The sequence below is a fragment of the Kitasatospora sp. NPDC004289 genome (genome assembly GCF_053602875.1).
In genome coordinates this window covers 169653-195435 of sequence record NZ_JBSGEL010000007.1, presented here as the reverse complement: position 1 = coordinate 195435, position 25783 = coordinate 169653, and the positions used below count along the sequence as shown (strand labels likewise).

General features: G+C 74.0%; 27 protein-coding genes. 16 read left to right on the top strand and 11 right to left on the bottom strand.

The features are described from left to right. The 3 genes from ACWEPF_RS07275 to ACWEPF_RS07265 all read left to right on the top strand — a co-directional run. Window positions 1-972, top strand: a 972-nt coding sequence (locus ACWEPF_RS07275) for an SbcC/MukB-like Walker B domain-containing protein (RefSeq protein ID WP_452171779.1), incomplete at its 5' end; no start/stop codon positions are given. Between the two features lie 248 nt (window positions 973-1220). Further along, entirely contained in the window at window positions 1221-2138 is a 918-nt protein-coding gene (locus ACWEPF_RS07270) for an endonuclease/exonuclease/phosphatase family protein (protein ID WP_452171783.1), read from the top strand. 60 nt (window positions 2139-2198) lie between these two features. Further along, window positions 2199-2801 (top strand): hypothetical protein, encoded by a 603-nt coding sequence (locus ACWEPF_RS07265; protein ID WP_452171778.1) that lies wholly within the window; start codon window positions 2199-2201, stop codon window positions 2799-2801. 31 nt (window positions 2802-2832) lie between these two features. On the opposite strand, the gene ACWEPF_RS07260 is transcribed toward ACWEPF_RS07265, so the two are convergent. The 4 genes from ACWEPF_RS07260 to ACWEPF_RS07245 all read right to left on the bottom strand — a co-directional run bounded on the left by ACWEPF_RS07260 (window position 2833) and on the right by ACWEPF_RS07245 (window position 5078). Beyond that, complete coding sequence (locus ACWEPF_RS07260) at window positions 2833-3054, bottom strand: hypothetical protein (RefSeq protein ID WP_452171777.1); 222 nt, start codon at window positions 3052-3054, stop codon at window positions 2833-2835. A gap of 74 nt (window positions 3055-3128) precedes the next feature. Next, a complete protein-coding gene (locus ACWEPF_RS07255) occupies window positions 3129-3551 on the bottom strand; it encodes a YjbQ family protein (RefSeq protein ID WP_380150519.1) in 423 nt (140 codons plus the stop codon). 261 nt (window positions 3552-3812) lie between these two features. Continuing rightward, entirely contained in the window at window positions 3813-4082 is a 270-nt protein-coding gene (locus ACWEPF_RS07250; RefSeq protein ID WP_380150520.1) for a hypothetical protein, read from the bottom strand. 141 nt (window positions 4083-4223) lie between these two features. Further along, complete coding sequence (locus ACWEPF_RS07245) at window positions 4224-5078, bottom strand: hypothetical protein (RefSeq protein ID WP_452171776.1); 855 nt, start codon at window positions 5076-5078, stop codon at window positions 4224-4226. A 451-nt stretch (window positions 5079-5529) separates the two neighbouring features. Here ACWEPF_RS07245 and ACWEPF_RS07240 point away from each other — a divergent pair, with 451 nt between their 5' ends. Continuing rightward, the gene (locus ACWEPF_RS07240; protein WP_380150523.1) at window positions 5530-6558 is read left to right on the top strand and encodes a glycosyltransferase family 2 protein; all 1029 of its coding nucleotides are present in this window, start codon (window positions 5530-5532) and stop codon (window positions 6556-6558) included. Between the two features lie 238 nt (window positions 6559-6796). On the opposite strand, the gene ACWEPF_RS07235 is transcribed toward ACWEPF_RS07240, so the two are convergent. Next, window positions 6797-7381, bottom strand: coding sequence for a TIGR03086 family metal-binding protein (locus tag ACWEPF_RS07235; protein WP_452171775.1), 585 nt, complete (start codon window positions 7379-7381; stop codon window positions 6797-6799). A 99-nt stretch (window positions 7382-7480) separates the two neighbouring features. Here ACWEPF_RS07235 and ACWEPF_RS07230 point away from each other — a divergent pair, with 99 nt between their 5' ends. Continuing rightward, window positions 7481-8509 (top strand): helix-turn-helix transcriptional regulator, encoded by a 1029-nt coding sequence (locus ACWEPF_RS07230; RefSeq protein ID WP_345283366.1) that lies wholly within the window; start codon window positions 7481-7483, stop codon window positions 8507-8509. A 131-nt stretch (window positions 8510-8640) separates the two neighbouring features. Then, window positions 8641-9309 (top strand): lysophospholipid acyltransferase family protein, encoded by a 669-nt coding sequence (locus tag ACWEPF_RS07225; protein ID WP_345283368.1) that lies wholly within the window; start codon window positions 8641-8643, stop codon window positions 9307-9309. Here ACWEPF_RS07225 and ACWEPF_RS07220 read toward each other — a convergent pair. Together ACWEPF_RS07220 and ACWEPF_RS07215 are read right to left on the bottom strand one after the other, a co-directional pair. After that, complete coding sequence (locus ACWEPF_RS07220; protein ID WP_452171774.1) at window positions 9282-11129, bottom strand: ABC transporter ATP-binding protein; 1848 nt, start codon at window positions 11127-11129, stop codon at window positions 9282-9284. The two genes, ACWEPF_RS07225 and ACWEPF_RS07220, sit on opposite strands and share 28 nt — an antisense overlap. 122 nt (window positions 11130-11251) lie before the next feature. Beyond that, the gene (locus ACWEPF_RS07215) at window positions 11252-12025 is read right to left on the bottom strand and encodes an SDR family NAD(P)-dependent oxidoreductase (protein WP_345283371.1); all 774 of its coding nucleotides are present in this window, start codon (window positions 12023-12025) and stop codon (window positions 11252-11254) included. Between the two features lie 161 nt (window positions 12026-12186). Here ACWEPF_RS07215 and ACWEPF_RS07210 point away from each other — a divergent pair, with 161 nt between their 5' ends. From ACWEPF_RS07210 to ACWEPF_RS07190, 5 genes are all read left to right on the top strand, one after another. Continuing rightward, window positions 12187-12387, top strand: coding sequence for a hypothetical protein (locus tag ACWEPF_RS07210; RefSeq protein WP_345283373.1), 201 nt, complete (start codon window positions 12187-12189; stop codon window positions 12385-12387). A gap of 239 nt (window positions 12388-12626) precedes the next feature. Continuing rightward, on the top strand, window positions 12627-13301 hold the full coding sequence (locus tag ACWEPF_RS07205; RefSeq protein WP_452171773.1) for a hypothetical protein: 675 nt from the start codon (window positions 12627-12629) through the stop codon (window positions 13299-13301). Continuing rightward, entirely contained in the window at window positions 13298-14209 is a 912-nt protein-coding gene (locus ACWEPF_RS07200; RefSeq protein WP_452171772.1) for a DUF6895 family protein, read from the top strand. Before ACWEPF_RS07205 ends, ACWEPF_RS07200 begins: the two co-directional genes overlap by 4 nt. Before the next feature lie 12 nt (window positions 14210-14221). Further along, window positions 14222-14863 carry a hypothetical protein gene (locus tag ACWEPF_RS07195; RefSeq protein WP_452171771.1) on the top strand — a complete coding sequence of 214 codons (642 nt, stop codon included), beginning with the start codon at window positions 14222-14224 and terminating at the stop codon, window positions 14861-14863. A gap of 76 nt (window positions 14864-14939) precedes the next feature. Beyond that, window positions 14940-15773 carry a hypothetical protein gene (locus tag ACWEPF_RS07190; protein ID WP_452171770.1) on the top strand — a complete coding sequence of 278 codons (834 nt, stop codon included), beginning with the start codon at window positions 14940-14942 and terminating at the stop codon, window positions 15771-15773. A gap of 90 nt (window positions 15774-15863) precedes the next feature. Here the strand turns inward: ACWEPF_RS07190 and ACWEPF_RS07185 are convergent, their stop codons facing one another. From ACWEPF_RS07185 to ACWEPF_RS07175, 3 genes are read right to left on the bottom strand one after another with little or no spacing between them, the layout of a single operon-like run. Beyond that, entirely contained in the window at window positions 15864-16745 is an 882-nt protein-coding gene (locus ACWEPF_RS07185; protein ID WP_452171769.1) for an SDR family oxidoreductase, read from the bottom strand. Then, entirely contained in the window at window positions 16742-17710 is a 969-nt protein-coding gene (locus ACWEPF_RS07180; RefSeq protein ID WP_452171768.1) for an alpha/beta fold hydrolase, read from the bottom strand. Before ACWEPF_RS07180 ends, ACWEPF_RS07185 begins: the two co-directional genes overlap by 4 nt. Then, the gene (locus ACWEPF_RS07175) at window positions 17707-19284 is read right to left on the bottom strand and encodes a flavin-containing monooxygenase (protein WP_452171767.1); all 1578 of its coding nucleotides are present in this window, start codon (window positions 19282-19284) and stop codon (window positions 17707-17709) included. Before ACWEPF_RS07175 ends, ACWEPF_RS07180 begins: the two co-directional genes overlap by 4 nt. Window positions 19285-19450: 166 nt before the next feature. Here ACWEPF_RS07175 and ACWEPF_RS07170 point away from each other — a divergent pair, with 166 nt between their 5' ends. After that, window positions 19451-20206, top strand: a complete 756-nt coding sequence (locus ACWEPF_RS07170; RefSeq protein ID WP_452171766.1) for a MerR family transcriptional regulator — start codon at window positions 19451-19453, stop codon at window positions 20204-20206. A gap of 267 nt (window positions 20207-20473) precedes the next feature. Next, a complete protein-coding gene (locus ACWEPF_RS07165; RefSeq protein ID WP_452171765.1) occupies window positions 20474-21670 on the top strand; it encodes an MFS transporter in 1197 nt (398 codons plus the stop codon). 274 nt (window positions 21671-21944) lie between these two features. Here ACWEPF_RS07165 and ACWEPF_RS07160 read toward each other — a convergent pair whose 3' ends face one another. Beyond that, a complete protein-coding gene (locus ACWEPF_RS07160; protein ID WP_452171764.1) occupies window positions 21945-22724 on the bottom strand; it encodes an iron-sulfur protein in 780 nt (259 codons plus the stop codon). Window positions 22725-22911: 187 nt separating this feature from the next. Here ACWEPF_RS07160 and ACWEPF_RS07155 point away from each other — a divergent pair, with 187 nt between their 5' ends. The 3 genes from ACWEPF_RS07155 to ACWEPF_RS07145 are packed head-to-tail and all read left to right on the top strand — an operon-like array spanning window position 22912 to window position 25735. Continuing rightward, complete coding sequence (locus tag ACWEPF_RS07155) at window positions 22912-23871, top strand: FecCD family ABC transporter permease (RefSeq protein WP_345283399.1); 960 nt, start codon at window positions 22912-22914, stop codon at window positions 23869-23871. Then, window positions 23871-24926 carry a FecCD family ABC transporter permease gene (locus tag ACWEPF_RS07150; protein WP_452171763.1) on the top strand — a complete coding sequence of 352 codons (1056 nt, stop codon included), beginning with the start codon at window positions 23871-23873 and terminating at the stop codon, window positions 24924-24926. The genes ACWEPF_RS07155 and ACWEPF_RS07150 overlap by 1 nt, the downstream gene beginning before the upstream one ends. Continuing rightward, window positions 24923-25735, top strand: coding sequence for an ABC transporter ATP-binding protein (locus ACWEPF_RS07145; RefSeq protein WP_380150524.1), 813 nt, complete (start codon window positions 24923-24925; stop codon window positions 25733-25735). Before ACWEPF_RS07150 ends, ACWEPF_RS07145 begins: the two co-directional genes overlap by 4 nt. The last annotated feature ends 48 nt before the right edge of the window (window positions 25736-25783 follow it).

The following is a 25783-nucleotide window of genomic DNA, read 5'->3' as shown; positions in this document are numbered from 1 at the left end:
GCCGCCACCCTGGCAGCCACCCGCGCCCGGGCCGAGGCGGCGGACCGACTCGCGGACGCCGGGGCCGAGTTGGGCGAGGTCAGCGCCTCGGCCGGGTTCGCCTCCCCCGCCGAGGCCCGGGCCGCGCTGCTGCCCACCTCCGAGCGGGAGGCGCTGCGCGCCCGGGTCGAACGGGCCCGCGCCGACCGCGAACTGATCGAACACCGGCTGGCCCAGCCGGAGTTGGTGGCCGCCGCAGCCCTCCCTCCGGCCGATCCGGCCGCCGCCCGGCAGGAGGAGCAGCAGACCCTCACCCGGCTCCGGGCCGCCTCCGCCGCCGACAGCGCCGCCGGCGACCGGGTCACCGCCCTGGCCGGGCTCGGGCGTCGACTGACCGCGCTGGTCGAGGCCCTCGGCCCCACCCTGACCCGGTACGAGCAGATCAAGCGGCTGGCCGAACTGGCCTCCGGCACCTCGACCGAGAACGTGCTCCGGATGCGCCTGGAGTCGTACGTGCTGGCGGCCCGGCTGGAGCAGGTCGCGGCCGCCGCCAGCGGACGGCTGCTGCGGATGTCCGGCGGCCGCTACACCCTGGTCCACAGCGACGGCCGCGCCTCCGGCAACCGCCGCTCCGGCCTCTCCCTCCGGGTCGTCGACGCCTGGACCGGCCAGGACCGGGACACCTCCACCCTCTCCGGCGGCGAGAGCTTCTTCGCCTCGCTGGCCCTGGCCCTCGGCCTGGCCGACGTGGTCACCGACGAGTCGGGCGGCATGCCGCTGGACACGCTCTTCATCGACGAGGGCTTCGGCAGCCTGGACGAGCAGACCCTGGAGGAGGTGCTCGACGTGCTGGACGGGCTGCGCGAACGCGACCGCGCCGTCGGCATCGTCAGCCACGTGGCCGACCTGCGCTCCCGCATCCCGGCCCAGCTCCTGGTCCACAAGGGCCGCCACGGCTCCACCCTGCGCCTCACCACCCGCGAGCGCCCCTGACGGCTCTGCCCACGCCCCCACCCCCGCGGCCACTCCTCCTCGACCCGCACGGAACCGAAGATCACTCCGTACGCGTCCCCCTCGGCCGTGCCCACCCCCACCCACGCCTCCATCCCCACTCCTGTCGCCACACCCCACGGAACCGAAGATCACTCCGTACGCGTCCCCCTCCGCGTTGCCCACGGTGGGCGTGGGAGGAGCGGACGGTGGCGGTGCGGACGACGTGGCGGTGGCAGTGGCCGTGGCGCATGCGCGGCGGGCTGACCGTCTCGGCCGCGGTGCTGGTCGCCCTCCTGATCCTCGGTCACCGCCTGGTGCCCAACCGGATCGGCCGCCTCGGCAGTCTGCTGGAGACCTTCCTGCCGTGGCTCGGCCTGGCCGTGCCCGCCCTGCTGCTCTGCGCCCTGGTCCGGCGGTCCCGGGGCGCGGCACTCGCCGTGCTGATACCGGCCACCGCCTGGGCGCTGGCCTTCGGTCCCCTGCTGATCCCGCACCGCCCGCAGGCGGGCGGCACCCTGACGGTGGTGCAGCACAACGTCAGCGACCAGAATCGCGACCCCGCCGGCACCGCACGGGCGCTGGCCGGGGCCCGGCCCGACCTGATCGCCCTGGAGGAGCTGACCCCGGCCGCCCTGCCCGCCTACCAGGCGGTGCTGGCGGCGGACTTCCCCCACCACGCGGTCTTCGGCAGCGTCGGCCTGTGGTCCCGCTTCCCGTTGACCGAGGCCCGCGCGCTGGACCTCCACCCGGCGGGCCTCACCGATCCGCGCTGGCAGCGCGGCCTGCGCGCCACCGCCCGCACGCCGGACGGCGCGCTCGCCGTCTACGTGGCGCACCTTCCCTCGATCCGCTTCGGCTTCGCCGGCCTCGGCAGCGCCCGCCGCGACGAGAGCGCCCGCATCCTCGCCGCCGCCCTGCGCGCGGAGCCGATCCACGAGGTGGTCCTGATGGGCGACCTCAACGGCACCCTCGACGACCGGGGCCTGCGGCCGCTGACCTCCCGGCTCACCCCGGCCCGCTCCGGATTCGACTTCAGCTGGCCGACCTCCGCACCCCTGGCCCGGATCGACCAGGTGCTGAGCCGCGGCCTGCGCGCGCTCTCCACCTCCACCCTGCCCGCGACCGGCAGCGACCACCTCCCGGTGGCCGCCCGCCTCACCCGCTGACCTCCGCCCGGCCGCGGTGAACCGGCCCCCGCACCGACGCCGCGGTGGTGGGATGGCGGGATGACCACTCCCCCCACTGCCCTCTCACCTCTCGCGCGGCTGCACGAGACCGTCCGCCGCACCGCCGAGCTGACCCGCGACCGGATCCCCACCGGCCGGGCGGCCGAGGCCGCCGACGAGACCGACGGCACCTTCGCCACCGACGGGGCGCTGGGCTTCGACCCGTTCCCCTTCCTCCGTGCCCTGCACGCGGCGGGTTCGCGCGCGGTGGTGGTCGGCCAGGTGGCCGGGATCCTGCACGGCTCGACCGAGCCGACCGGCGATCTGGACCTGCTCTGGGACGGTTCGCCGGAGGAGGCGCGCGCCCTGCGCGAGGCGGTGTCCGCCGCCGACTGCACCGAGCTGCCCGATCTGAACCGCCCTCAGGCCGCCTACCGCGTCACCGGCGTCACCGGCGACCTCTGCACCCCGGCGCTCCCCTGGGGCGGCCTGGACACCACCGGCTGCCTCACCCGCGCCCTGACCGCCACCGACCCGGCGGACGGCCTGACCGTCCGCTACGCGGCGCTGGACGACCTGATCCGGATGCGGCGCGCCATCGGCCGCCCCAAGGACCACCGCCGCGCCGACGAGCTCGAACGCCTCCGCGCCGCCCTCGGCTGACGGCGCCCGGGTCTGAGGGCTCCGGCCCCCGTCAGCCCGAGCAGGCCACCCGCTGGGCCTCCTGCCAGGCGCAGACCGGACAGAGCGTCAGGCCCGGGTGGTCGGCCGGGTACTCGGTCGGTTCGCCGCACTGGACGCAGTCCGCGCGCGGCCCGTCCCCGGTGGCCGGGGTCAGCGCCGCCAGGGCGTCCACCCGCGGCGGCACCTCGCACTGGGCGACGGCTTCCCGGAGGCTCTCGTCTTGCTCGCTCATGCCGCCCACGATACGGCGGCGGCGCGCGCTCCGATCGGTCCGCACTCCGTCACCTCCGGAGCCGGGGAGGGCCCTCAGCCCAGGAAGGAGAGCCGGACGGTCCGCCGGGGGTTGTCGCCGTTGGTGTCGACCAGGACCACGGACTGCCAGATCCCGAGGGCGAGTTGTCCGCCCACCACCGGCAGGGTGGCGTGCGGGGCGACCAGCCCGGGCAGCACGTGGTCGCGGCCGTGACCGGGGCTGCCGTGGCGGTGGCGCCAACGGTCGTCGGCGGGCACCAGGTCGCGCAGCAGGGCCAGCAGGTCGTCGTCGCTGCCGGCCCCGGTCTCGATCACCGCGATGCCGGCGGTGGCGTGCGGCACGAAGACGTTCAGCAGGCCGTCCCGCCCGGGGGCGACCGACTCCAGGAAGGCCGAGCAGCGGTCGGTGATGTCGAGGGCGACCTCGCCGGTGCCGGTGGTGATCTCGAAGGTCATGGTGGAGAAGCTGTCGGACATGCCGCCCATCCTCGCACCGCGCGGCCGCACCACCCGGCTGCGCCACCGGGCAGCGCCCTCAGCCAGCACCACCGGGGGCGCGGGTCTGCGTGATCTGCGGCTCCGCCGCGCGGGCGCGGATGCGGAGGGCGACCCAGGGCCGGGTCGGGGCGGGCGGGCCGGTTGCCCGTACTGCCGTTCCCCCGTGCTTCCGGCAGGATCGGCGCATGCAAGCGACCCGGCGGACCGTCAGGTCTGCCGGGTCGTCCGGGGCGGGGGCGGTCAGCCCCTGCTGCCGAACAGGCTCCGCTTGAGCCGCCGCAGCGGCGCGAGCAGCAACACCCGCGTGCTCCGTCGCGACACGGCCGCCGGAGGCGTGACGCCACGGGGCGTCAGCTCCCTTATCAGGCCGAGCGCCTCGGCGGTGTCCACCGCAGAGATCGCCGGAGCGCCGAGCACCGAGAGATGGCGGTCGAGGCGGCGGCCGGTCGAGCCGACACCGCACTGGATCGCCGGCACCCGGGGTCGGGGCCGCACTTGCATGTGTTCCATCAGTTTCCCACCCCTACGAGGCGCCAGGGCCGTGAGGCGAAGACTATCCGCGAGTGCCGGAGTCCGCGCAACCGTCCTGGTGTATCTGCCACCGTATCGTGCGCGGCGAACTGACGCCGCACCAGATCCGGTCGCGATCGATCACGAGTGCGCATCAACCGGAGCAGGAGGGGTTTGCGGCAGGGCCGGATCGAGCATCCATCCGACCCCCAGTCCGGAGAGGCCGAGGCCCAGGAAGGCGCAGAGCACCAGCACCACGGCCCAGGCGCCGGTCTGGCCCCAACTCACCTGCCCCGCCTCGCGGATCAGGCCGACCAGGCCGAACGTCCCGGTGACCAGCAGGGCGGCCATCCCGTTGCGCACCCGGCGCAACTCGGCCTCCACCCAGGTGAGCAGCAGTGCGGCCCCGAAGACCAGGCACCAGGCACCGAGCATCCGGACCTCCAACTGGCCCGCCGCCCAAGGCCAGTGACGGACCGCCAGACCCGGCACCGCGTACAGCAGCAGTCCGATGACGGTGAGCCCCAGGCCGTGGCCGGTGACCGGCCCGGCCACCCACCAGGGCAGCCGGGGCGGACGGGGCGGACGCTCCTCCCGGGCCAGCCACTGGGCGGCCAGCGCGATCAGGCCGAGCAGCGGGGCGCCGGCGTGCACGGCGGCCCAGCCCCAGGCGGCCAGCACCCCGAGCAGCGGCCCGCCGGTGAGCTGGAGCGAACCCCGGCCGAGCAGGGTGGCCAGGCCGGCCAGCGGCATGAAGAGCGCCCCGGCGGTCACCGCCACCCGGATGTCCACCCAGCGGCGGGCCCGCAGCGCCAGCACGTACATGGCGCAGCTGCCGCCGTACCCGGCGCCGAGCAGGGCGGCGGAGACCGGGGACATCTGCCAGGCGAACAGGGTGCCGGTGGAGCCCGGGAAGAGGGTGAGCAGCACGAAGAGGTACCCCGCGCCGAGCGCGAGCGGCGCCACCATCAGCGCCTTGAGGACCGGGCTGACCATCGCACCCTCCCTTGTGAGACTTGTCGTCAATATAAGAGCCCGGCAGGCTCACGACAACGAGTCACGCAAGATTCAAGAAGTGAACACATTCAGGGGATTGACGCGGCCGAAACCTACAAGCAATATCTCTACCGACGCCGAAAGGCGGGCCAGCTCCGGTCGAATGAATTCGACAGCTGAACGTGAGCTGAACAACTGAACTTCCGACACCAGGTGAGCCACTGTCCGGCCGTCTCGACGCTGCGGCGGCCCGGCTCGCTCCTGGTGGACGGGACCGGCGGTCGGCCGTTGAGGGTCGGCCGGACCGCCAACACCGGACTGCCGGTGCCCGCGCTCGCACGGCGCGTGCACCGGCGGTCGCCTTTTCGGGGCCCTTCCCGGGGACCAGTACAGTGGCGCCAGACCCGGTCAGCCGCCCCTCGGCCCGGCATCCCCACGGAGTGAAACCAGCGTGAGCCCCCTCCTCAGCATCGTGCTGCCCGTCCACGGCGTGGAGCGCTTCCTCCCCCAGTGCCTGGAGTCGCTCGACGGCCCGCAGGACGGCGAGGTCGAGGTCATCGCGGTGGACGACCTCTCCCCCGACGGCTGCGGCGCCCTGCTGGACGCGCACGCCGCCCGCGACTCCCGCTTCAAGGTGCTGCACCTGACGGAGAACCAGGGCCTGGGCGGCGCCCGGATCGCCGGCATGGCCGAGGTCACCGGGACCTACGTCTGGTTCGTGGACAGCGACGACTGGGTGCCCGAGGGCACGCTGGACGCATTGCTCGCGGAGCTGCGCAAGGAGGCCGCCGCCGAGCACCCCGTGGACGTCCTGCTCACCGACTTCGTCCACGTCTACCCCGACGGCGCGACCGAGCCCAATCCCTGGGGCCACGTACTGCGCGGCTCCCCGCTGGAGGCGGGCTGCCGGGCGGCGGACCACCCCGCGCTCTTCCAGAGCGTGATGTCGGTCTGGAACAAGGTCTTCCGGTGGGAGTTCCTGCTCGGGCTGGGCGTGGAGTTCGGGCGCGGGTTCTACGAGGACATCTCCGTCACCTACCCGGCACTGCTCACCGGGCGGCTGCGCTACCTCGACCGCTCCTGCTACAACTACCGGCGCGGTCGCCCCGGCGCGATCACCGCGACGGCCTCCCCCAAGCACGCCGACGCCTTCGCCCAGTACGACGCGATCTTCGCGACGCTGGACCGGCCGGGCAACGACCCCGGGCCCGCGATGCGGCAGCTGGTCTTCGACCGGACGGTCCGTCAGGCCCTCACCGTCTACGACACCCCCGGGCTGGTCCCCACCGAGCTCCGGCCCGACTTCTTCGCCCGGATCGCCGCCCACTTCGCCCGCCACCGCCCGGCCGGCTACCGCTTCCCCGGCGGCATCCGCGGCATCCAGTACCGCCTCGCCGCCCGCAACTCCCGGATCGCCTACAACGAACTCCGCCGCGGCGGCACCCTCCCGGGCAGGCTCCGCAAGGCGATCAAGCGGTAGGCCGGCACGAGGAAAGTGATCACCCCGCGCGGCACGAGGAAAGTGATCACCCCGGGCGGCACGAGGAAAGTGGTCACCCCGCGCGGCACGAGGAAAGTGGTCATCCCGGGGGCGCGAGGAACTGCGCGAGTACGGAAGGCGGCCCAGTGCTAGATCGGGGCAGTCGAGCCAGTTGCACGTGCTGCCGTTCCCCAGCGCGCAGTTCCTCGCGCCCCTGTGGGGCGCAATCACCTGCCCGTTACCGGACGTCGCGCCCGAGCCAGGCGGCGAGCTGGGCCGTCGGGCCGGCGTCGGCCGGTGCGGGGCGGACGGGCCCGAAGGGGACGGTGGCGTCGCGGCCGTCCGCCGGGAGGACCTGGCGGGCGACGGCGAGGGCTCCGAGGGCGAGCTCCTCGTCGAACTCGGCGGCGGGGTCGACCACCTGGGCGATGTCCCAGGTGTGGGTGACGGCCTCCATCACGTAACCGCCCAGCGCGAAGCGGCCCGGCATGGTGCCCCACGGCACGGAGGACGGGCGGTCGAGCTTGGCGTCCTCGGCCCAGGCGGCCGCCGCCCGCTCCCGCGCCCGTCCGAGCGCCTGTGCCCACTCCCCGTCACCGACCTCGCCCACCGAGGCGGCGACGTCCAGGCTCAACCCGCCCTCCCCCACGTAGGCGATCCGGTGGACGCCGCCCACGGTGTGGCCCAGCAGCGCGCGCAGGTCGAACCCGTCGCACGGGGTCGGCCGCTCCAGCTGCTCGGGGGTGACCAGGAGCAGCAGCTTCTCCAGCTGCTCCAGGGCGCGCAGGTAGTCGGGACGGGGGTCGAAGGCGTTGGTGTCCATGGTGATCGGACCTCTCGGGTTCCAGTGGTTCCTCGGGCTGACGGAGCGCACTCTGCCGCCATTACCTGCCATCCACTGTCAGGTTTTACGCTGATCCCCGTGCGAGCCGACCGCCTGCTGTCGATCATGTTGCTGCTCCAGACCCGCGGGCTGGTGCCGGCCTCCGAGCTGGCCGAGCGCCTGGAGGTCTCCGTCCGCACGGTGTACCGGGACGTGGAGGCGCTCTCCGCCGCCGGGGTGCCGGTCTTCGCCGAGCGCGGGCGCAACGGGGGGATCCGCCTCCTGCCGGGCTACCGCACCGACGTCACGGGCCTGACCGCGGACGAGGCGCGGGCCCTGTTCGTGCTGGCGACGGACGGCACGCACGACGCGCTGGGTCTGGGCGGGGCGATCGGTCCGGCACTGCGCAAGGTGATGGCGGCGCTCCCCGCGCCGCACCGGCCGGAGGCGGAGCGGATCAGCGAGCGGATCCTGGTCGACCCGGCGCGCTGGGCCAAGGGTCCGGCCGCGCCCGGCCCGGCCGACCTGGGCGAGCTCCAGCGGGCGGTCTTCGAGGACAGCCGCCTGGAGCTCGACTACCGCCACGGCAGGGCGACGGGGCCGAGCGCGTACACCGTGGATCCGTACGGCCTGGTGAGCAAGGCGGGCGTCTGGTACCTGGTGGCGGACCTGGACGGGGAGCCGCGGCTGTTCCGCGCCGACCGGGTGCTGCGGGCCCGGAGCACCGGGGTGCCGGTGCGGCGGCGGGACGGGGCGGGGCTGGCCGAGGTGTGGGGCGGGTTGCGGGCGAGGGTGGAGCGGCAGCGGGACGACGTACGGGTGCGGGCCCGGGTGCACCGGCGGCGGCTGGACCTGCTGCTGCGGATCCACGCCTCCTCGCTGCTCGGCCCGCCGGTGGCGGACGGTCCGTCACACGTGCTGGCGGAGTTCGGTTTCGGGGCGCTCGAGGAGGCCCGGACGCTGCTGCCGTTCGGCACCGACGTGGAGGTGCTGACGCCGCCGGAGGCCCGCCGGCTGCTGGCCCGGGCGGCGGCCGACACCCTGCGGATGTACTCCGCTGCGCAGGGCGAGGGCGACGATCCGTCAGAAGAGCACCCCAACACGGACATTCCGCACCGCCCGGCGTGACGTGGATCGCACCGTCCACGGAGCGGAGCAGTGGACGGACGGCCGGGTCGATGACGTAACCTGCGGACTGGCCTCGTCCGAAGTTACCGGGCGGGAACTTAGTGCGACCACCGGCCGGCCAGGGAGACCAGATGATCAACCTCATCACCAAGCTCGTGCTCAAGCCCCTGGCGAAGGCGGTCTACCGCCCCGTCATCGAGGGGCTGGAGAACGTGCCGCGCGGTGGTGGAGTGATCCTGGCCAGCAACCACCTGTCCTTCGTCGACAGCGTGGTGATCCCGCTGACCGCGCCGCGCCAGGTGTTCTTCCTGGCCAAGGCCGAGTACTTCACCGGCACCGGCCTCAAGGGCGCGCTCTCGAAGGCCTTCTTCACCGCGATCAACGCGGTGCCGGTCGAGCGCGGCACCTACCGCTCGGCCCAGGCCTCGCTGGAGTCGGCGCTGGAGATCCTGAACGACGGCAAGGCCTTCGGCATCTACCCCGAGGGCACCCGCTCGCTGGACGGCCGGCTCTACCGCGGCAAGACCGGGGTGGCCTGGCTGGCGCTGACCGCCGGGGTGCCGGTGGTGCCGGTGGCGCTGGAGGGCCCGCAGGAGATCCTGCCGGTCGGAAAGCGCGTTCCGCGCCTGAAGAAGGTCACCGTCCGCTTCGGCGAGCCGCTGCACTTCGACGAGCTGCACGGCCAGGCCCGCTCGGCCCGGGCCCGCCGCGAGGTCACCGACCGGGTGATGGCGGCGATCCACGAGCTCTCCGGCCAGGAGCTGGCCGAGGTCTACAACGAGCGCCCGATGGCGGCCTGACGCTCCGTCTCCCCCGCGGCCCCGGCCGGCAGCTCGCGGCGCAGCAGCGCCGCGTACCGCCCGTCCAGCGCGAGCAGCTCCTCGTGGGTGCCCAGCTCGGCCACCCGTCCGCCGTCCAGCACCGCGATCTGGTCCGCCCGGCGGACGGTGGAGAGCCGGTGCGCGATGGTGATGGTGGTACGGCCCTCGGAGAGGGCGTCCACCGCCTGCTGGACCGCTCGTTCGGTCTGGTTGTCCAGCGCGCTGGTGGCCTCGTCCAGGATCAGCACCGGCGGGTTGCGCAGGACGGTGCGGGCGATCGCCAGCCGCTGCTTCTCGCCGCCGGAGAAGCGGTAGCCGCGCTCGCCGACCACGGTGTCGTAGCCCTGCGGCAGGGCGGCGATCAGCTCGTGGATCTGGGCGGCCCGGGCGGCCTCCTCCAGCTCCTCGTCGGTGGCCCCCGGCTTGGCGAAGCGCAGGTTGTCCGCCACCGAGGCGTGGAACAGGTAGGTCTCCTGGGAGACCACGCCGACCGCCCCGGCCAGGGTGTCGAAGGCCAGCTCCCGCACGTCGGTGCCGTCCAGCGTCACCCGACCCCCCGTCACGTCGTAGAGCCGGGGCACCAGGTAGCTGAGCGTGGTCTTGCCGGAGCCGGTCTCGCCGACCACGGCCAGTGAGCCGCCGGCCGGGACCTTGAGGTCGATGCCGGTCAGCGTGGGCCGCTCCTGCTCGGGGTGGTAGCGGAACTCCACGCCCTCGAAGACCACGTCGCCGCGGACCGCCGCCGGGCGGACCGGCTCGGCCGGCTCGGCGATCTCCACCGGCAGGTCCAGGTACTCGAAGATCCGCTGGAACAGCGCCAGCGAGGTCTGCACCTGCACGCCGGTGGAGAGCAGGCTGACGGTCGGCCGCAGCAGCCCCTGCTGGAGCGAGACGAAGGCCACCAGGGTGCCGATCGAGACGAACGGGGCGCCGCCCGCGACCGCCATCCCGGCGGCCCAGTAGATGACGGCCGGCATGGCGGCCATCACGATCCCGATGGTGGCCATCCGCCACCGTCCGGCCATCGAGGTGCGCACCTCCAGGTCGGCCAGGTCGGCGGACTGCCGGTCGAAGTCGTCGGAGAGCGAGCCGGAGCGGCCCATGGTGCGGCCGAGCAGGATGCCGCTGACGGACAGCGACTCCTGGACGGCCGAGCTCATCGCGGCCAGCTGCTTCTGCCGCTGGGTGGTCATCCTCTTGCGCTCGTTGCCGACCCGGCGGCTGATCCAGACGAAGACCGGGAGCAGCAGCAGCGAGACCACGGTGAGCCGCCAGTCCAGCGCGACCATGGCGACCACGCTGGCCACCACACCGGTCAGGTTGGAGACCAGGGAGGTGGCGGTGGAGGTGACGGTGGACTGCATGCCGCCGATGTCGTTGGCGATCCGGGACTGCACCTCACCGGTGCGGGTGCGGGTGTAGAAGGCCAGCGACATCCGCTGGAGGTGCCGGTAGACGGCCGTGCGCAGGTCGTGCATGACGTGCTGGCCGACGGTGGTGGAGATCAGCGTCTGCAGCACCCCGAAGACCGAACTGACCACGGCGGTTGCGACCATGCCGAGCGCCAGCAGGGTGAGCAGCCCGGTGCGGCCCTGCGGAATGGCGGTGTCCAGCACCGCGCGGAGCAGGAACGGCGTCACCACCGAGACCACGGCGGACGCCGCCACCAGCAGCCCGACCAGCAGCAGCCGCCACCGGTAGGGGCGGAACAGGGCCAGGATCCGGCGCCACTGCGCCGGTGGGCGCGGTTCGTCCTTCTCCCTGGCGGGCGGTGTCCAGTCGACCGAGTCGGGCCGCACGGGCGTCCTCCATGAGCCGGGTACGCGGGCAGGGGGTGTCCCGCCCGCGTACCGAGCATAGCTCATAGTTAGGCGCGCTAATAATGAGTTGCGATCCTGATCTGCCGTCAGGTCCCGGGCGCTCAGTCCGTGCGGTACGTCCGGGCCGCCTTGGAGGACAGGCCGCCCAGGCCGCCGCTCGGCAGCAGCCGGGCGATCGCCACCACGGCCTTGTACCGCTTGCCCGGCACCGAGAGCGAGCGCCCGCGCGCCAGGTCGGCCAGCGCCTCGTCCACCACCCGCTCCGCCGAGAGCCAGCCCCAGCCCGGCACGTTCTTGGTGCCCATCCCGGCCCGCTGGTGGAACTCGGTCCGGGTGAAGCCCGGCGCCAGCGCCATCATCCGCACGCCCGTGCCGCCCAGGTCCCGGGCGATGCCCTGGGTGAACGAGACCACCCACGCCTTGGTCGCCCCGTACGTGCCGCGCGGCAGGAAGGCCGCCACCGAGGCCACGTTCACCACGGCGCCGAACCCGCGCTCGCGCATGCCCGGGATCGCGGCCGAGGTGGTCCGCAGGATCGCCTCGACGTGCACCTTGAGCATGTCGAGCTCCTGCTCCAGCGGCACCGTCAGGTACGCCCCGCGATTCCCGAAGCCGGCGTTGTTGATCAGGATGTCCACCGGCTTCACGGTGGCCCGCAGCCGGTCCTCGACGGCGGTGATGCCCTCGTCGGTGGCCAGGTCGGCCGGGAGCACCTCGACCTCGACCCCGTACGTCTTGGTCAGCTCGGCGGCGGCGTCGGCCAGCCGCCGCACGTCACGGGCGACCAGCACCAGGTCACGCCCGTCCTTGGCCAGACGGGTGGCGAAGGCAGCGCCGATGCCGGCGGTCGCGCCGGTGATGAGAACAGTCGTCATGGACCGACCGTACCCGGCGGTAATCACCCGTGCACCGGCGCGTCGCCGCCGATCTGACGGCACGTCCGGCGCGCCCCGGGCATTCCGGTCGATTCGTGCTCATAGCGTTGTCGGGTGCGGCGCCAACGTCGACGCCGCACCCGAACAACAGGAGACATCTGATGCCCACTCAGATCCGCACCGGGATAAGACCGGACGCCGGCCCGGCCGCACGTGCCGCGCTGGCCGCCCTGCTGGCCGAGGGCGAGACGACGCTCAGTGCCGCACCGGCCCACCGTCCCGAGGCCGCCGGCGCCCTCCTCCTCACCCCGAGGACCACCCCGGAACGGCGCCCGGTCAGACCCCCCGAGGAACGCGGCTGACCCCGTCCCCCTGGCGCCCGCCGTCCCACCGGGCCCAGGGGGACACTCTTCTCTTCGCGCCGGTCGGTCCACCTGCGGCGCAGGGAACGTACATGGTCACCCCGGGGGCGCGAGGAACTGCGCGAAGCGGAAGGCGGACCAGCGCGAGATCGGGGCACGTCAGCCAGTTGCACGTACTGCCGTTCCCCCGCGCGCAGTTCCCCGCGCCCCTGGCATCACCACGTTCGAGGAGTCGCCCCGTGCCGAACGCCGTCCTGCGGGACCAGTACACCGCCGCCGCCGAGCGCCTCGCCGACCGCGTCCTGGACGCCCTGGACGGCGCCGAGCGCCCCGTCACCCCGCCCCACCCCACCGACCCGGCCGAGCTCGCCGCGCTCCGCCTGCTCGGCCCGGACCTCTTCGCCCCCCAACTCCTCACCCGCACCGCCCCCGACCGCCGCACCGCCACCGCCCTCGCCGCCGCCCTCACCGTCTTCCCGCCCTCCAGCGACCCCCTCACCACCGCCTGGCTCGACCACACCTCCGGCCTGCTCGCCGCCCGCCCCGTCCCCCAGCCCGACCGCACCCCCGACCCCGCCGACTCCTGGCAGCGCTGGTCGGCCCAACTCGCCCTGCTGGCACCGCTCGCACTGCCCGGCCTGGACGGCCCCGTCCACCGCTCCGTCCGCCGCGAACCCCTCGCGCTGGCCCGAGGCACCGTCCGCGCCGCGCTCCGCGGCGACCACCGCACCGCCCTGCGCCTGCTCCGCTGGTGCGCCTGGCTCACCCACCTCCCCGGCCCCGGCCCGCTGCCGCCCGCCCTCCGACTGCCCCCGCTGCTCGCCGAACTCCGCCTCACCGGCGACGGAAGCAGCCGCACCGCCCTCCAACTCACCCTGACCGAACGCCTGTTGGCCACCAGGGGCGTCCGATGACGGACCGCCTCCTGCACGCCGCCCAGCAGCTCTCCTCCCGCGCCCTGCACTGGCTGCACCGGGCCCACCAACTCGGCCACGGCGCCTTCCCGCCCGACGCGACCGTCGACCCGTCCGCCCCCGACACCGCCTACACCCCGCTCGGCGAATCCGCCCTGGCCGCCTCGCTCGTCCTGCGGGACGGCGTCGCCGGGCGCCGCGACCAGGCGGCGGCGGGCGAGACCCTCGAGTTCTGCTGGCACCAGCTCCAGGGCGGGAACCTGCTCTACGAACGGCAGTTGCGCTTCCCCCGGGCGACCGACCCGCTGGAGGCCTACGCGCACTTCGCCCGAGTCGGGTACCGGCACCGGGAGTTGGACGAGCTGCTGCGCACCCTCACCACCCTGCGGGCCGCCGACGCCGTCGAACTCCTCCCCCACCACCGCCTCGCCGTGGCCAACGCCCGCCGCATCACCGGCCTCCCCCACCAGCGCACGGACTGGGCCGCCCTGGCCGCCGCCACCTGGCTCGGCGCCACCCCCGAACCCTGGACCATCGACTGGTCCACCGGCCACCACCTCGCCCAGACCGCCTTCCACCTCACCGACTGGGGCGCCGAACCGGACCGGATGCCCGAGCCCCTCCGCAGCTACCTCCACACCTGGCTCCCGGTCTGGGTCGACGTCTGGCTGGAGACCGCCCAGTGGGACCTGGTCACCATGCTCCTCGCCGCCGACGCCTGCACCGGCACCCCGGTCTGCGGCCTCGACCCCTGGGAACGCCTCTGCGCCGCCCAACACCCCAACGGCCTCACTCCCCGCGACACCACCCCCGTCAGCCCCGACCCCTCCCAAGCCTTCCGCGACCACGAACGCACCGCCACCACCGCCGTCATCGCCGGCACCCTCACCCTCGCCCGCGCCCTCTGACCAGGAGGTCCCATGCCCTCCGACTTCCGGCAGATCTGCCGCTGGTTCATCGGCGAGCGCGAACCCGGTGTCCACTTCGAAGAGCCGGTGACCGACTTCATCGAGATCGTCACCTTCACCGACGCCGACGAGATCGTCGCCGTCCTGGAGGAGGTCCTGGCCGAGGACTGGGGACGGCTGCCGGTCTGGGCCCGCAACCTCGCCTTCCGCCTCGCCGTGCTCCAACGCCCTCACGACGCCGACCTGCTGCACACCGCCGGCGCCGACCTCCGCTGCTGGGGTCCGACCTGGCACCACCTCGCCGACGAGATGGTGCGCCGGGCCGGGGCGATGAAGGAAGAACAGGCACGGCAACGACAGGAGCCGAACCCGATGGCCAACCACGACACATGGGTCCGAACCCTGGGACGGGTGGCCGACCTGCGGGGCGACCCGGGCTCGCTGCCGTGCCCGGACTGCTCCCGGGACCGACTCGCCGTCAGGTACGTCGTCGACCCCGGCACTCGGATCGGCTACGGGCTCCTCTGGTGCGACGCCTGCCTGCACGGCATCTCGCTCTCCCGCCTCCGCGCCCCGGACGGCGCCGCCATCAGGTCGATCCACGACCCGGCGGCCACCGAAGGCGTCCCGGACTTCATCCGCCGTGCGCGCTGAGGCACCCACCACATCCACCGGCGGAACCTTCAGGATCCCTCCGAGGAAATCCGGCCCTTGGCGCGCGAGGAACGCGATGCGAGAACTGACGGAAATCGAAGACTGCCTGCTCGTGAACGCCAATGAGCTTTCGTTCCTCTGGGCACTCGCCGCAGACTGGTCCGGCCGTGACGACGAATCCTCGTGGGCCCCCTACATCGATCAGCTGAGGCCCCTCGTCTCCACCTGGGTCCGGAAGGGATACATCGCGCTGTGGGTCGGATCCGACTGGCCCGCCTTCGAGACCGGCAGGCCGGTACCGGCCGATGAGATCGACGGGGTGCTCGGCGCTTTCACGGCGTGGGAGTACAGCGAAGAGCCGGAGACCGTCTACCACCTTCAGTCGGTCATGACAGCGACGGACATCAGGTCCGCCGAGACCGAACGGAAACGTGCTGGCTCGGACCTCAGGGTGTGGATCGACCACGAGGCGCAGCGCTTGGAAGAGTTCCTGGGCAGGACCGCGGTGCGGCTCTCACCCGACCGGACGGTCCGGCTCCGGGAGCTGTTGGAGTTCTGGGCGCAGGACGTCGCCCGTCTGGCCGCGGAGACCGAGGGGGCCGTGGAGGGTTCCGGGCGGTCGGGGCGGTGGAACGCGTACGACATGGCGGGGGCGCTGTACGTCCGGGACCGGGTGGAGCGGGAGATCGGGGCCGCTCCGGAGGAGTTGCGCGAGGCGCTGGCGCTGGCCGTCAGGGGGGCGGACGAGCGCTACCGCTCGTTCACGGAGGACGATCCGCGGATGCTCGTCGCGCGCAACGCCGGCGACGTGGTCGAGGACCAGGGCTGGTGGTGGAAGAGGCTTCCGGTTGCCGGGTCGGTCCGGGACGACGCGCTCGAGTACGGCAGGTGGCTCGACGCGGACGGGTAGCCCGTGAGGGTTGGCCGGACAGCAGGGGGACGCCCAAGGGGTGGCCCTCCCGCAGCGTACGGGAGGGCCACCCCTCGGTGTGACGATGGGTCAGTGGGCCGGGCGCGTGGTGTCGGCTTCGCCGCCGGCGCCGACGGGGCGGAGGCGGGTGGCCGCGGTGGCCTTGAGCTGGGGGGCGAGCTTGGCGACGTCGCGGGAGCCGACGGCGGCGATGAGGGTGGGGAGGGTCCAGCGGAGGGGCTGCATGGCGCGCAGCCAGGGCTGGGCGTAGACGTGGGCGGAGCGGCGGGCGATGCCGTCGACGATGCGGTCCACCGCCGGGGGCAGGGGGTAGGTCTTGTTGGCCGGCCAGGGGAGGCGGGCGCGCATCTGGCGCAGGACGTCGTCCTGGTCGGCGCCACGGACCATGTCGGTGTCGGTCCAACTCAGGTACCCCACACCCACCTTGACGCCCTGGTGGGCGACCTCCGCGCGGAGCGAGTGGGCGAAGGCCTCGACACCCGCCTTGGAGGCGCAGTAGGCCGCCATCAGCGGGGCGGGGGTCATGGCGGCCAGCGAGGCGATCTGGAGCAGGTAGCCGCGGCTCTCGGTGAGGGCGGGGAGGAAGGCCCGGGCGGTGGCGACGCTGCCGAGGAGGTTGACCTCGATGACGCGGTCGAAGGTGCGCGGGTCGGAGTCGACCAGCGGGCCGCCGATGGCGATGCCGGCGTTGGCCATCACGGCGTCGATCCGGCCGTGCTGGGCGAGGATCTCGCCGGCCACCGTCTGCAGCCCGGCGAGGTCGGTGACGTCGGCCTCGTGCCAGGTGGCGGACGGACCGCAGAGAGAAGCGGCGGCCTTGAGCTCGGCGGGCTCCAGGCCGACCAGGGCGGGGCGGGCGCCGCGTTCGGCGAGCTTGCGGGCCGTCAGGGCGCCGACGCCGCGGGCGGCCCCGGTGACGACGACGACCTGACCGTTCAGCTGGGGGCTCATGAGGCGGCCTTCCTGGAGCGCGAGGGACGGGCGGCGGGCAGGCCGGCGGCGGGCAGGTCGGCGGCGGGCAGGTGCGCGGCGGCCAGGCGGCGGATCTCGTCGGCGACCTCGGCGGGCCGTTCGACCGGGGCCATGTGGCCGATCCGCGGCAGTTCGACCAGCCCGGCGGGGGCCGGCAGGGCGGAGAGCAGCCGGTGGGAGTGGACCGGCGGGGTGAGCCGGTCGTGGGTGCCGACCAGCACCGCGGTGGGGGCGGCGAGCTTGGCGACCTGGGCGTAGAGGTCGAGGGTGCCGAGCACCCGGGACCAGCGGTACCGGACGCCGGTCGGGCAGGCGTGCACCACCTCCGCCGTCGCGGCGACCCGGTCGGCGGTGGTGTCGGGGCCCATGGTGGCGTACTTCAGGGCGGCCCGGCTGACGGCGCTGGAGCGGCCGAGCGGCATCCGGGACTGCAGCAACTGCCGTCCCAGGAAGGAGCGGAGGGGCCGCGGCACGGCGGCGGGCACCACGTTCAGCTCGGCCAGCAGGTCGCCCGGCCCGGTGGAGCAGAGCAGGTTGGCGGCGGTGCGGGCGGCCACCTCACCGCGGTCGGCGGCGGCCATGATGGTCATGCCGCCCATGCTGTGGCCGGCGACCACGGCCTGGTGCCCGTCCGGGACCACCCGCAGCAGCACCGCCTCCAGGTCGTCGGCGAGCTTCGTGGTGGAGTACCCGGCGGCGGTGGGCGGGACGTCGCTGCGGCCGTGGCCGCGCTGGTCGTAGGCGACCACCCGGTGGTCGGCGGCGAGCCGGCGGATGACCGGGGCCCAGAAGAGGGTGGAGCAGGTCCAGCCGTGGGCCAGCACGACCAGCGGGGCGTCCTCGGGGCCGAAGGCGGCGGCGTGGATCCAGTGGCCGTCCTCCGAGCGGATCCGGTACTCCTCCGCGGGGACGGGCATCACGCAGTCGGGCGGAAGTGCGGTCATGCGAGGGCCTCCTGAGGGTCCGTCACGGAAACGGTCATCGCCGGGCGGCGGACCACCTCGTACTCGGCGAGGTCGATCCGGCGGGTGGCACGGCGGAAGGAGCTGGTGGAACCGGGCCAGAGCACGGTGTTCTTGCCGCTGCCGTCCAGGTACCAGCTGAGGCAGCCGCCGGTGGACCAGACGGTGCGGTCCATCTTGTGCTGGAGTTCGAGGTTCCACTGGCGCTGGGCCCGGGCGGTGGGCTGCAGGGCGCCGCCGCCGATCCGGTCCAGCGTGGTCAACGCGTCGATCAGGTAGTTCAGTTGGGACTCGATCATGAGGATCATCGAGCTGTTGCCGAGGCCGGTGTTGGGCCCGATGACGAAGAACAGGTTGGGGAAGCCGCGCACGGTGGAGCCGCGCAGCGCCTCCATGCCGTCCTTCCACTCCTCGGCCAGGCTGACCCCGTCCACGCCGAACACCCGCTGGGCGATGGGCATGTCGGTGACGTGGAAGCCGGTGCCGAAGACCACCGCGTCCACCTCGTGCTCGCTGCCGTCGGCGGCCACCAGGGTGGAGCCGCGCAGTTCGCGCAGGCCGCTGGCGACCACCTCGGTGTTGGCGGCGGCGAGCGCCGGGTAGTAGGTGTTGCTGAGCAGGATGCGCTTGCAGCCGATCCGGTAGTCCGGGGTCAGCTTGGCCCGCAGCCCGGGGTCCTGGATGCCCTGGTGGATGTTGCGCACGGCCAGCTGCTGGACCAGCTTGAGCAGGCCGGGGCGGCGGACGAAGGCGTCCACCTGGAGCTCGCGGAGTGCGAAGAGCAGGCCCCGGCGCAGCTTGCCGGTGGGCGGCAGGGCCGCGTGCAGCCACTTCTCGGCGGAGGAGATCTCGCGGTCGTTGCGCGGCAGGACCCAGGCGGGGGTGCGCTGGAAGACCGTCAGCTTGCCGACCTTCGGCTGGATGGCCGGGATGATCTGGGCGGCCGAGGCGCCGGTGCCGACGATGGCGACGCGCTTGCCGGTCAGGTCGAAGTCGTGGTCCCAGCGGGAGGAGTGGAAGACCTTGCCGGTGAAGTCCTTCAGGCCCGGCAGGTCGGGGATCTGCGGGTCGGCCAGCGGGCCGGCCGCGGAGACCACGGCGTCGGCGGTCCAGGTGCCGGCCGCGGTGGTGACCCGCCAGCGGTTCCGCTCCTGCTCCCAGCGCAGCTCCAGCACCTCGGCGTCGAAGCGCAGGTGCGGGCGGAGGCCGAAGGTGTCGGCGACGCGCTCCAGGTAGGCGCGGATGTCCGGCTGGAAGGAGAAGCTGCGCGGCCACTCGGGGTTGGGCGCGAAGGAGAAGGAGTAGAGGTGCGAGGGCACGTCGCAGGCGCAGCCGGGGTAGCTGTTGTCCCGCCAGGTGCCGCCGACCGCGGAGGCCCGCTCCAGGATCACGAAGTCGGTGATCCCGGCCCGGCGCAGCCGGACGCCGGCGCCGAGGCCGCCGAAGCCCGAGCCGACCACGGCGACCCGGACGTGCGGGACCCGCTCCGCGGTGGCCGCCGCGGGCTCCGGTGCCGGGGCGGGGACCTGCGAAGTGCGCTTGGGGCTGGCTGCCATGCGTCGGCCTCCTGTGGGGTGGGAGCGCTGGGGGCGGGCGTCTCCGCTCCATTAGAACCGCGCCAGTGATTGCTGGCGCGATTGGCAGGGTAGTCCTTGCTGACACTCAGTGGAAGAAGGCGGACGGCATCGGTTTTCCGTGGTTCCGTCGACCCGGACCGCGCCTATGCTGGGCGCCGTGGAGATCGAGCAGCGGCGCGGAGAGCGCGAGTACCGGGTCGAGGAGCTGGCCGGGGCGGCCGGGATCACCTCCCGCACGCTGCGGTTCTACCGGGAGCGCAAGCTGCTCCAGCCGCCCCGCCGGGAGGGCCGGATCGCCTGGTACGGGGAGCGGCACCTGGAGCGGCTGCGGGTGATCGGCGAACTGCTGGAGCGTGGCCACACCCTGGGCGGGATCGCCGAGTTGATCGGGGCCGGGGAGAGCGGGCAGGACGTGGCCGGGCTGATCGGGCTGCGGGACGCGATCACCGCGCCCTGGTCCGACGAGACCCCGGTCCACCTCAGCTGGGACGAGCTGCGGCACGCCTTCGGCGAGCAGCTGACCGAGACCACCACCGCCGAGTCGATCGCCCAGGGCTACGTCACGGTCGAGGAGGACGGCATCACCCATGTCAGCCGCCGGCTGATGGACGCCACCCGGGAACTGGTCGCCGAGGGCGTCCCCCTGGAGGCCGTGCTGGCGGTCAGCCGGAAGGCGCAGGAGTACGCGGACGCGATGGCGGAGGCCTTCACCTCGCTGATCCGCGATCAACTGCTCGGCTCGCTGGAGCACGTGGCGGAGCTGACGCCCGGCGAGGTGGACCGGCTGGCCGAGAAGGTGCAGCGACTGCGGCCGCTGGCCCGCTCGGTGGCGGACGCCCAGTTCGGCCTCGCGATGGACCGCCGGGTGACGGCGGAGTACCGGGCGCTGATCGAATCCTGAGACGGCTTGCGCACCGGGACGGAGCCAACTTAGGGTTGCCTAAGTAGGTCTGCCGGGCGGCCCGTGAGGGGTCGCGGCCCGTCCGGTTCGTAGGACGCCCCCTGTCACGGTCCGTCAGGGGGCGTCCTGCTTGGGTGATCGCACTGTTCCTTCACCCGACCCCCGTTGCCTAGGGTCGGGTCACGCACCCGCGGGATGACCACTCCTCAGGGCCGGTGGACGGGAGGCGGGCGCCCCGAGACCGGCCCGGACTCCCGGGGGGCTGGGATGGCCGCTGTCTTCTCCACGTTCGCGACCGCCGCACGGCTGACCGGCGGGCGGGTCCTGCTCTGGTCCGCGCTCGGCCGGCTGCCCAACGCGATGTGCCCGATCGGCGCCCTACTGCTGGTCACCCACGACACCGGAAGCGTCTGGCGCGGCTCGGCCGCGACCGGCGTGCTGGCCCTCGGCCAGGCGGCCGGCGGCCCGCTGGTCGGCCGGCTGGCCGACCGGCACGGCCAGCGCCGGATCGGCCTTCCCGCCGCCCTCGTCAACGCGCTGGCGATCCTCGGCCTGGTGCTCGGCTCCCGGCTGGACGCCGCCTTCGCGCTGCAGCTCGCCGCCGCCACCCTGATCGGGCTCTCGGTGCCGCTGATCGGGCCGCTCTCGCGCAGCCGCTGGATCCGACTGGCCGACGGCGACGGCGAGTTGACCTCGGCGACGCTCTCGCTGGACGGCACCGTGGACGAGATCAGCTTCACGGCCGGGCCGGCCGTGATCGGCCTGCTCGCCACCCTGATCGACCCGGCGGCGGGGCTGCTGGTCGCGGCCGGACTGGTCGCGGTCTGCGGCACGCTGTTCGCGCTCCACCCCACCGCGGCGCCCGGCCACGCGACCCAACAGCGGTCACCCGGGCGGCTGTTGAGCGTGCCGTACGCGCTGCTGCTGGGCGGGATGGGGCTGCTCGGCGCCTGCTTCGGCTCGGTCCAGGTCGGGGTCACCGCCTCCGCCGAGGCCTTCGGACACCCGGGGGCGGCCGGGCTGGTCTACGGCCTGATGGGCGGCACCAGCGCGGTGGCGGGCGTCATCACGGCGGGCCTGCCCTCCCGTTGGGACCTGCCGCTGCGACTGCGGATGTCGGCGGGGCTGCTGCTCGCGGCGGCGCTGCCGCTGCTGCTGGTCTCCACGGTGACCGGCCTGGCCCTGGCGGTCGGCGGCCTCGGGCTGGCCATCGCCCCGCAGATGATCACGATGTTCGGCCTGGTCGAACGGACCGTCCCCACCGCCCGCTTGGGCGAGGCGATGGCCGCCCTGGTCAGCTCCATCACCCTGGCCCAGGCCGCCGGCACCCTGGCCGCCGGGCGCCTCGCGGAGTCCTACGGCTCCACCGCGCCCTTCACCCTGACGGCCTGCTTCGCCCTCGGCGCCCTGCTCCTCACCGCCACGACCGCCACCGCCGACCGCTACCGCCCCGCCGTGGCGTAAGTGGCTACGCCATCGGGGGCGCGAGGAACTGCGCGAGTACGGAAGGCGGACCAGCGTGAGGTCGGGGCATGCGAGCCAGTTGAACGTACTGCCGTACCCCTGCGCGCAGTTCCTCGCGCCCCCAGGGTGACCACGTACGTTCCTCGCGCGACCGACGCCGTAGGGCCGGCCTCCGCCGCCCTCAGGAAGTGGCGGAGGCCGGACAGCACCACGGTAGGGAAACAACCGCGACCGGCACAGACCGCCTCGCGCTCTCCGTCAACTGCCGGACGGTTCAGGCCTCCAGACGGGGGACGCGTTCGGCGTCAGGGGTGCGGGGGCACGTGACGCAGGCGGTGGGCGGGCTGACGGCGTAGTAGAGGCAGCAGCCGAGGCGGGTCCGGGTGAGGTGGGTGCGGCCCTCGGTGCCGGGCAGGCGGCGGAAGTCGGCGCCGCCGGGGAAGGGGGCGGTGGAGCCGGGGAGGACGGCGGCGGCGGTGCGGGCGGCGTGCTCCTCCTGGCCGAGCATCCGGCCGAGGTACCAGATGCCGGAGACCAGGTCGTCCGTCACCATCCCCCACAGGGCGCGGTCCCCACGCTTCACGTGCGGCCGGAAGGCCTCCAGCACGGGGGTGACGTGGGCGGCCACCGCGGCCCGGAGCCCGTCCTCGTCGCCGGGGGCGGAGCAGCCCGGACGGAGCGTCAGGTCCCCCGTCGCGGGGGAGATCCAGAGCTGCGACGGGTCGATCGCCGGGATCCGGCCGGTCAGGTACCAGGGGCCGGTGAAGAGCAGGCAGACGGACCAGAGGTAGTGGTGCAGCAGGCGGGAGGCGGCCACGTGCGAGCGGGGGACGGCGCCGTGCTCCTCCGTGATCCGGGTCACCTCACCGGCGATCAGGTCCTCGATCCGGGAGGGGAGTTCGGAGACCGGGAGCCAGCCCTGACGGGCCGTCGGCCCGTCCTGGCCGGATTCGATGATCCGGACACGGAGCGTCCCGCAGACGTCGACCACCGAGCGCAGCGCGTCGGCCAGCCGGGCGGCCTCGGAGGGCGCTGCGGGCACCACCTGGAGCATCGGATCTCCTAGATCGAATAAGGTGAGCCTCACCTTATAGACATCGGGGCGAGATGAGAAAGAGCCGAGCCCCGGCTTGACTCACTTAGGGCAAGCTAACCTAAGATCCTGACCTGTGCTCACCACCGACCAGCCGGAGTCCACAGCCCCGGCGCAGCGGACCTCCCCGGCCAGGCGATCCCTCGTCCTGCTCGTCGGTCTCGCCGCGCTCGTGCTGTGCACGGCGCTCAGCCTCGCCCTCGGGACGCGACCGATCCCGCTGGGCACCGTCCTTGACGCGCTGTCAGGGCGGCTCACCGGAGGCGACGCCGACGTGGTCACCGGCCTGCGGGTCCCCCGCACGGTGATCGGGCTCGCGGTCGGCGCCGCGCTCGGCGCGGCCGGGGCGGTCGCCCAGGGCGTCACCCGCAACCCGCTGGCCGCCCCCACCACCCTCGGGATCAACGCCGGCGCCAGCCTGGCCGTGGTGGTGGCCATCTTCACCCTGAAGCTCGGCCAGCCGGTCGAGTACGTCTGGTTCGCCCTCGCCGGCGCGGCCGGCGCCGCGGTGCTGGCCTACTCGATGGCCCGCCGCTCGGGTGACCTGGACCCCGTCCGGCTGGCCCTCGGCGGCACGGTGCTGACCGCCGTGCTCACCGCCTGGACCTCGGCCGTGATGCTGGCCAGCCGCCGCACCCTGGACGAGGCCCGGTTCTGGCTGGCCGGTTCGATCGGCGGCCGCAGCCTGGACGTGCTCTACCCGGTGCTGCCGCTGCTGCTGCTCGGCCTGGTGCTGGCCCTGCTGGTCTCCCCCGCGCTGAACGCACTGGCGCTCGGCGACGAGACGGCCCAGTCGCTGGGTGTCCCGGTGGCCCGGATCCGGGTGCTCGGCGGGCTCGCGGTGATCCTGCTGGCCGGTACCGCCGTCGCGGTGGCCGGGCCGGTGGCCTTCATCGGGCTGGCCGCACCCCACCTGCTCCGCCCCTTCCTCGGCAACGACCACCGCTGGCTGGTGCCCGGCTGCATGATCGGCGGCCCGGTGCTGCTGCTCGCCGCCGACGTGCTCGGCCGTCTGGTGGTGCGCCCCTCGGAGATCGAGGTCGGGATCGTCACGGCCTTCCTCGGCGCCCCGCTGCTGGCGGTCCTGGCCCGGAAGGCGGCCCGCTGATGACCAGCGTCCTCACCGCTCCCGCCACCGCCCCGCGCGGCGGCGCCCTCGCCCGGCAGCGCCGCCGCACCCTGCTGATCGGCCTGGCCCTGACGGCCGCTCTGGTGCTGCTCACCGGGCTGGCCCTGAGCACCGGTCAGGTGAAGCTCCCGCTGCTGGACGCGCTGCGCGCGCTGATCGGCCTGGGCGACTCGGGCGACGTGCTGGTGGTGCAGGAGTTCCGTGCCCCCCGGGTGGTCTCGGCACTGATCGCGGGCGCCGCGCTGGCGGTGGCCGGCTCGCTGCTGCAGCGTCTGTTCCGCAATCCGCTGGCCTCGCCCGACGTGGTCGGCGTGACCGGCGGCGCCTCCTTCGGCGCGGTGCTGATGCTGGCGCTGGGCGCCTCGCAACTGCTCATCCCGCTGGCCGCGCTGGGCGGCGGCCTGCTGGCCGCGCTGCTGCTCGGCGGCTTCGCCTGGCGCTCGAAGATCGCCGTCACCCGGCTGGTCCTGGTCGGCCTGGCCGTGCAGTCCGGTCTCGCGGCCGCGGTCAACCTGATGATCGTCCGCTTCCCGGCCGAGCTGGCCTCCTCCGCGATGCAGTGGACCACCGGCTCGCTCTACGGGCGGAACTGGACCGAGATCCAGCTCTGCGGCTCCGCGATCGCCGTGCTCACCGTGCTGGCCTTCCTGCTGAACCGTCAGGTCGCGGTGCTGGACCTGGGCGACGACTCGGCCGGCGGCCTCGGGCTGGACCCGCACCGCACCCGGCTGGCCCTGCTGCTGCTCACCGTCACGCTGGCCTCGCTGGCCGCCGGGCTGACCGGCCCGGTCTCCTTCGTCGCCCTGGCGGTGCCGCACCTGGTCCGCTTCCTGGCCGGACCGCCCACCCCGGGCACCCTCGTCCTGACCGCGCTCACCGGCGCCCTGCTGCTGCTCGGCTCCGACTACGCGGTGCTCAACCTGCTGCCCGTCCACGGCCTGCCGGTCGGCGCCGTCACCGCGACCCTCGGTGCGCCCTGGCTGCTGGTCCTGATGATCCGCCAGGGGCGGCTGCCCCAGGGGAGGAACGCATGACCGTCAAGCCCGATCAGCTGGCCACCGCCGGTCTCCAGCTGCGCTACGGCGACCGCGTGATCGTCGACGGCCTGGACCTCACCCTGCCCGGCGGTGCGGTGACCGCGATCGTCGGCCCGAACGCCTGCGGCAAGTCCACCCTGCTGCGCGGCCTCACCCGGCTGCTGGCCCCGGCGGCCGGCACCGTCACCCTGGACGGCTCCGACATCCACCGGATGCCCGCCCGTGCGCTGGCCAAGCGGCTCGGCCTGCTGCCGCAGCAGCCCGTCACCCCCGAGGCGATCACCGTGGAGTCGCTGGTCCGGCTCGGCCGGTACCCGCACCAGCGGATGCTCAGCCCCTGGTCGGCCGCCGACCAGGCCGCCGTCGAGGAGGCCCTGACCCGGACCGGGACGGCGGAGCTGCGCGACCGGCCGGTGGACCAACTCTCCGGGGGCCAGCGGCAGCGGGCCTGGATCGCGCTCGCGCTGGCCCAGGACACCGATCTGCTGCTGCTGGACGAGCCGACCACCTTCCTCGACCTGCGCCACCAGCTGGACGTGCTCGACCTGGTCGCCGACCTGCACGAGGAGGCCGGGCGCACCGTGGTGATGGTGCTGCACGACCTCGGCCAGGCGGCCCGGTACGCCGACCACCTGGTGGTGCTGAAGGACGGTCACCTGATGGCCGCCGGGGCACCGGCCGAGGTGCTCACCGCCGAGCTGGTGGAGAGCGTCTTCCAGGTGCCCTGCCAGGTCGTCCCCGACCCCGAGACCGGCACCCCGCTGGTCGTCCCCCGCGCCAGGAGCCGCCGCCCGGCGCGCGTCTGACGCACCCCCACCCCCCGAACTCCCGGCCCGGGCTCCCCCGCCGCGCCG

Coding starts and splice junctions, on each gene's coding strand:
- ACWEPF_RS07265 (WP_452171778.1), top strand. CDS start 2,199: ATGACCACTCCCCCCACTGCCCTCTCACCTCTCGCGCGGCTGCACGAG.
- ACWEPF_RS07150 (WP_452171763.1), top strand. CDS start 23,871: ATGACCAGCGTCCTCACCGCTCCCGCCACCGCCCCGCGCGGCGGCGCC.
- ACWEPF_RS07250 (WP_380150520.1), bottom strand. CDS start 4,082: ATGGAACACATGCAAGTGCGGCCCCGACCCCGGGTGCCGGCGATCCAG.
- ACWEPF_RS07225 (WP_345283368.1), top strand. CDS start 8,641: ATGATCAACCTCATCACCAAGCTCGTGCTCAAGCCCCTGGCGAAGGCG.
- ACWEPF_RS07165 (WP_452171765.1), top strand. CDS start 20,474: ATGGCCGCTGTCTTCTCCACGTTCGCGACCGCCGCACGGCTGACCGGC.
- ACWEPF_RS07175 (WP_452171767.1), bottom strand. CDS start 19,284: ATGGCAGCCAGCCCCAAGCGCACTTCGCAGGTCCCCGCCCCGGCACCG.
- ACWEPF_RS07200 (WP_452171772.1), top strand. CDS start 13,298: ATGACGGACCGCCTCCTGCACGCCGCCCAGCAGCTCTCCTCCCGCGCC.
- ACWEPF_RS07210 (WP_345283373.1), top strand. CDS start 12,187: ATGCCCACTCAGATCCGCACCGGGATAAGACCGGACGCCGGCCCGGCC.
- ACWEPF_RS07245 (WP_452171776.1), bottom strand. CDS start 5,078: ATGGTCAGCCCGGTCCTCAAGGCGCTGATGGTGGCGCCGCTCGCGCTC.
- ACWEPF_RS07185 (WP_452171769.1), bottom strand. CDS start 16,745: ATGAGCCCCCAGCTGAACGGTCAGGTCGTCGTCGTCACCGGGGCCGCC.
- ACWEPF_RS07195 (WP_452171771.1), top strand. CDS start 14,222: ATGCCCTCCGACTTCCGGCAGATCTGCCGCTGGTTCATCGGCGAGCGC.
- ACWEPF_RS07255 (WP_380150519.1), bottom strand. CDS start 3,551: ATGTCCGACAGCTTCTCCACCATGACCTTCGAGATCACCACCGGCACC.
- ACWEPF_RS07170 (WP_452171766.1), top strand. CDS start 19,451: ATGCTGGGCGCCGTGGAGATCGAGCAGCGGCGCGGAGAGCGCGAGTAC.
- ACWEPF_RS07260 (WP_452171777.1), bottom strand. CDS start 3,054: ATGAGCGAGCAAGACGAGAGCCTCCGGGAAGCCGTCGCCCAGTGCGAG.
- ACWEPF_RS07270 (WP_452171783.1), top strand. CDS start 1,221: ATGCGCGGCGGGCTGACCGTCTCGGCCGCGGTGCTGGTCGCCCTCCTG.
- ACWEPF_RS07190 (WP_452171770.1), top strand. CDS start 14,940: ATGCGAGAACTGACGGAAATCGAAGACTGCCTGCTCGTGAACGCCAAT.
- ACWEPF_RS07145 (WP_380150524.1), top strand. CDS start 24,923: ATGACCGTCAAGCCCGATCAGCTGGCCACCGCCGGTCTCCAGCTGCGC.
- ACWEPF_RS07160 (WP_452171764.1), bottom strand. CDS start 22,724: ATGCTCCAGGTGGTGCCCGCAGCGCCCTCCGAGGCCGCCCGGCTGGCC.
- ACWEPF_RS07235 (WP_452171775.1), bottom strand. CDS start 7,381: ATGGACACCAACGCCTTCGACCCCCGTCCCGACTACCTGCGCGCCCTG.
- ACWEPF_RS07180 (WP_452171768.1), bottom strand. CDS start 17,710: ATGACCGCACTTCCGCCCGACTGCGTGATGCCCGTCCCCGCGGAGGAG.
- ACWEPF_RS07215 (WP_345283371.1), bottom strand. CDS start 12,025: ATGACGACTGTTCTCATCACCGGCGCGACCGCCGGCATCGGCGCTGCC.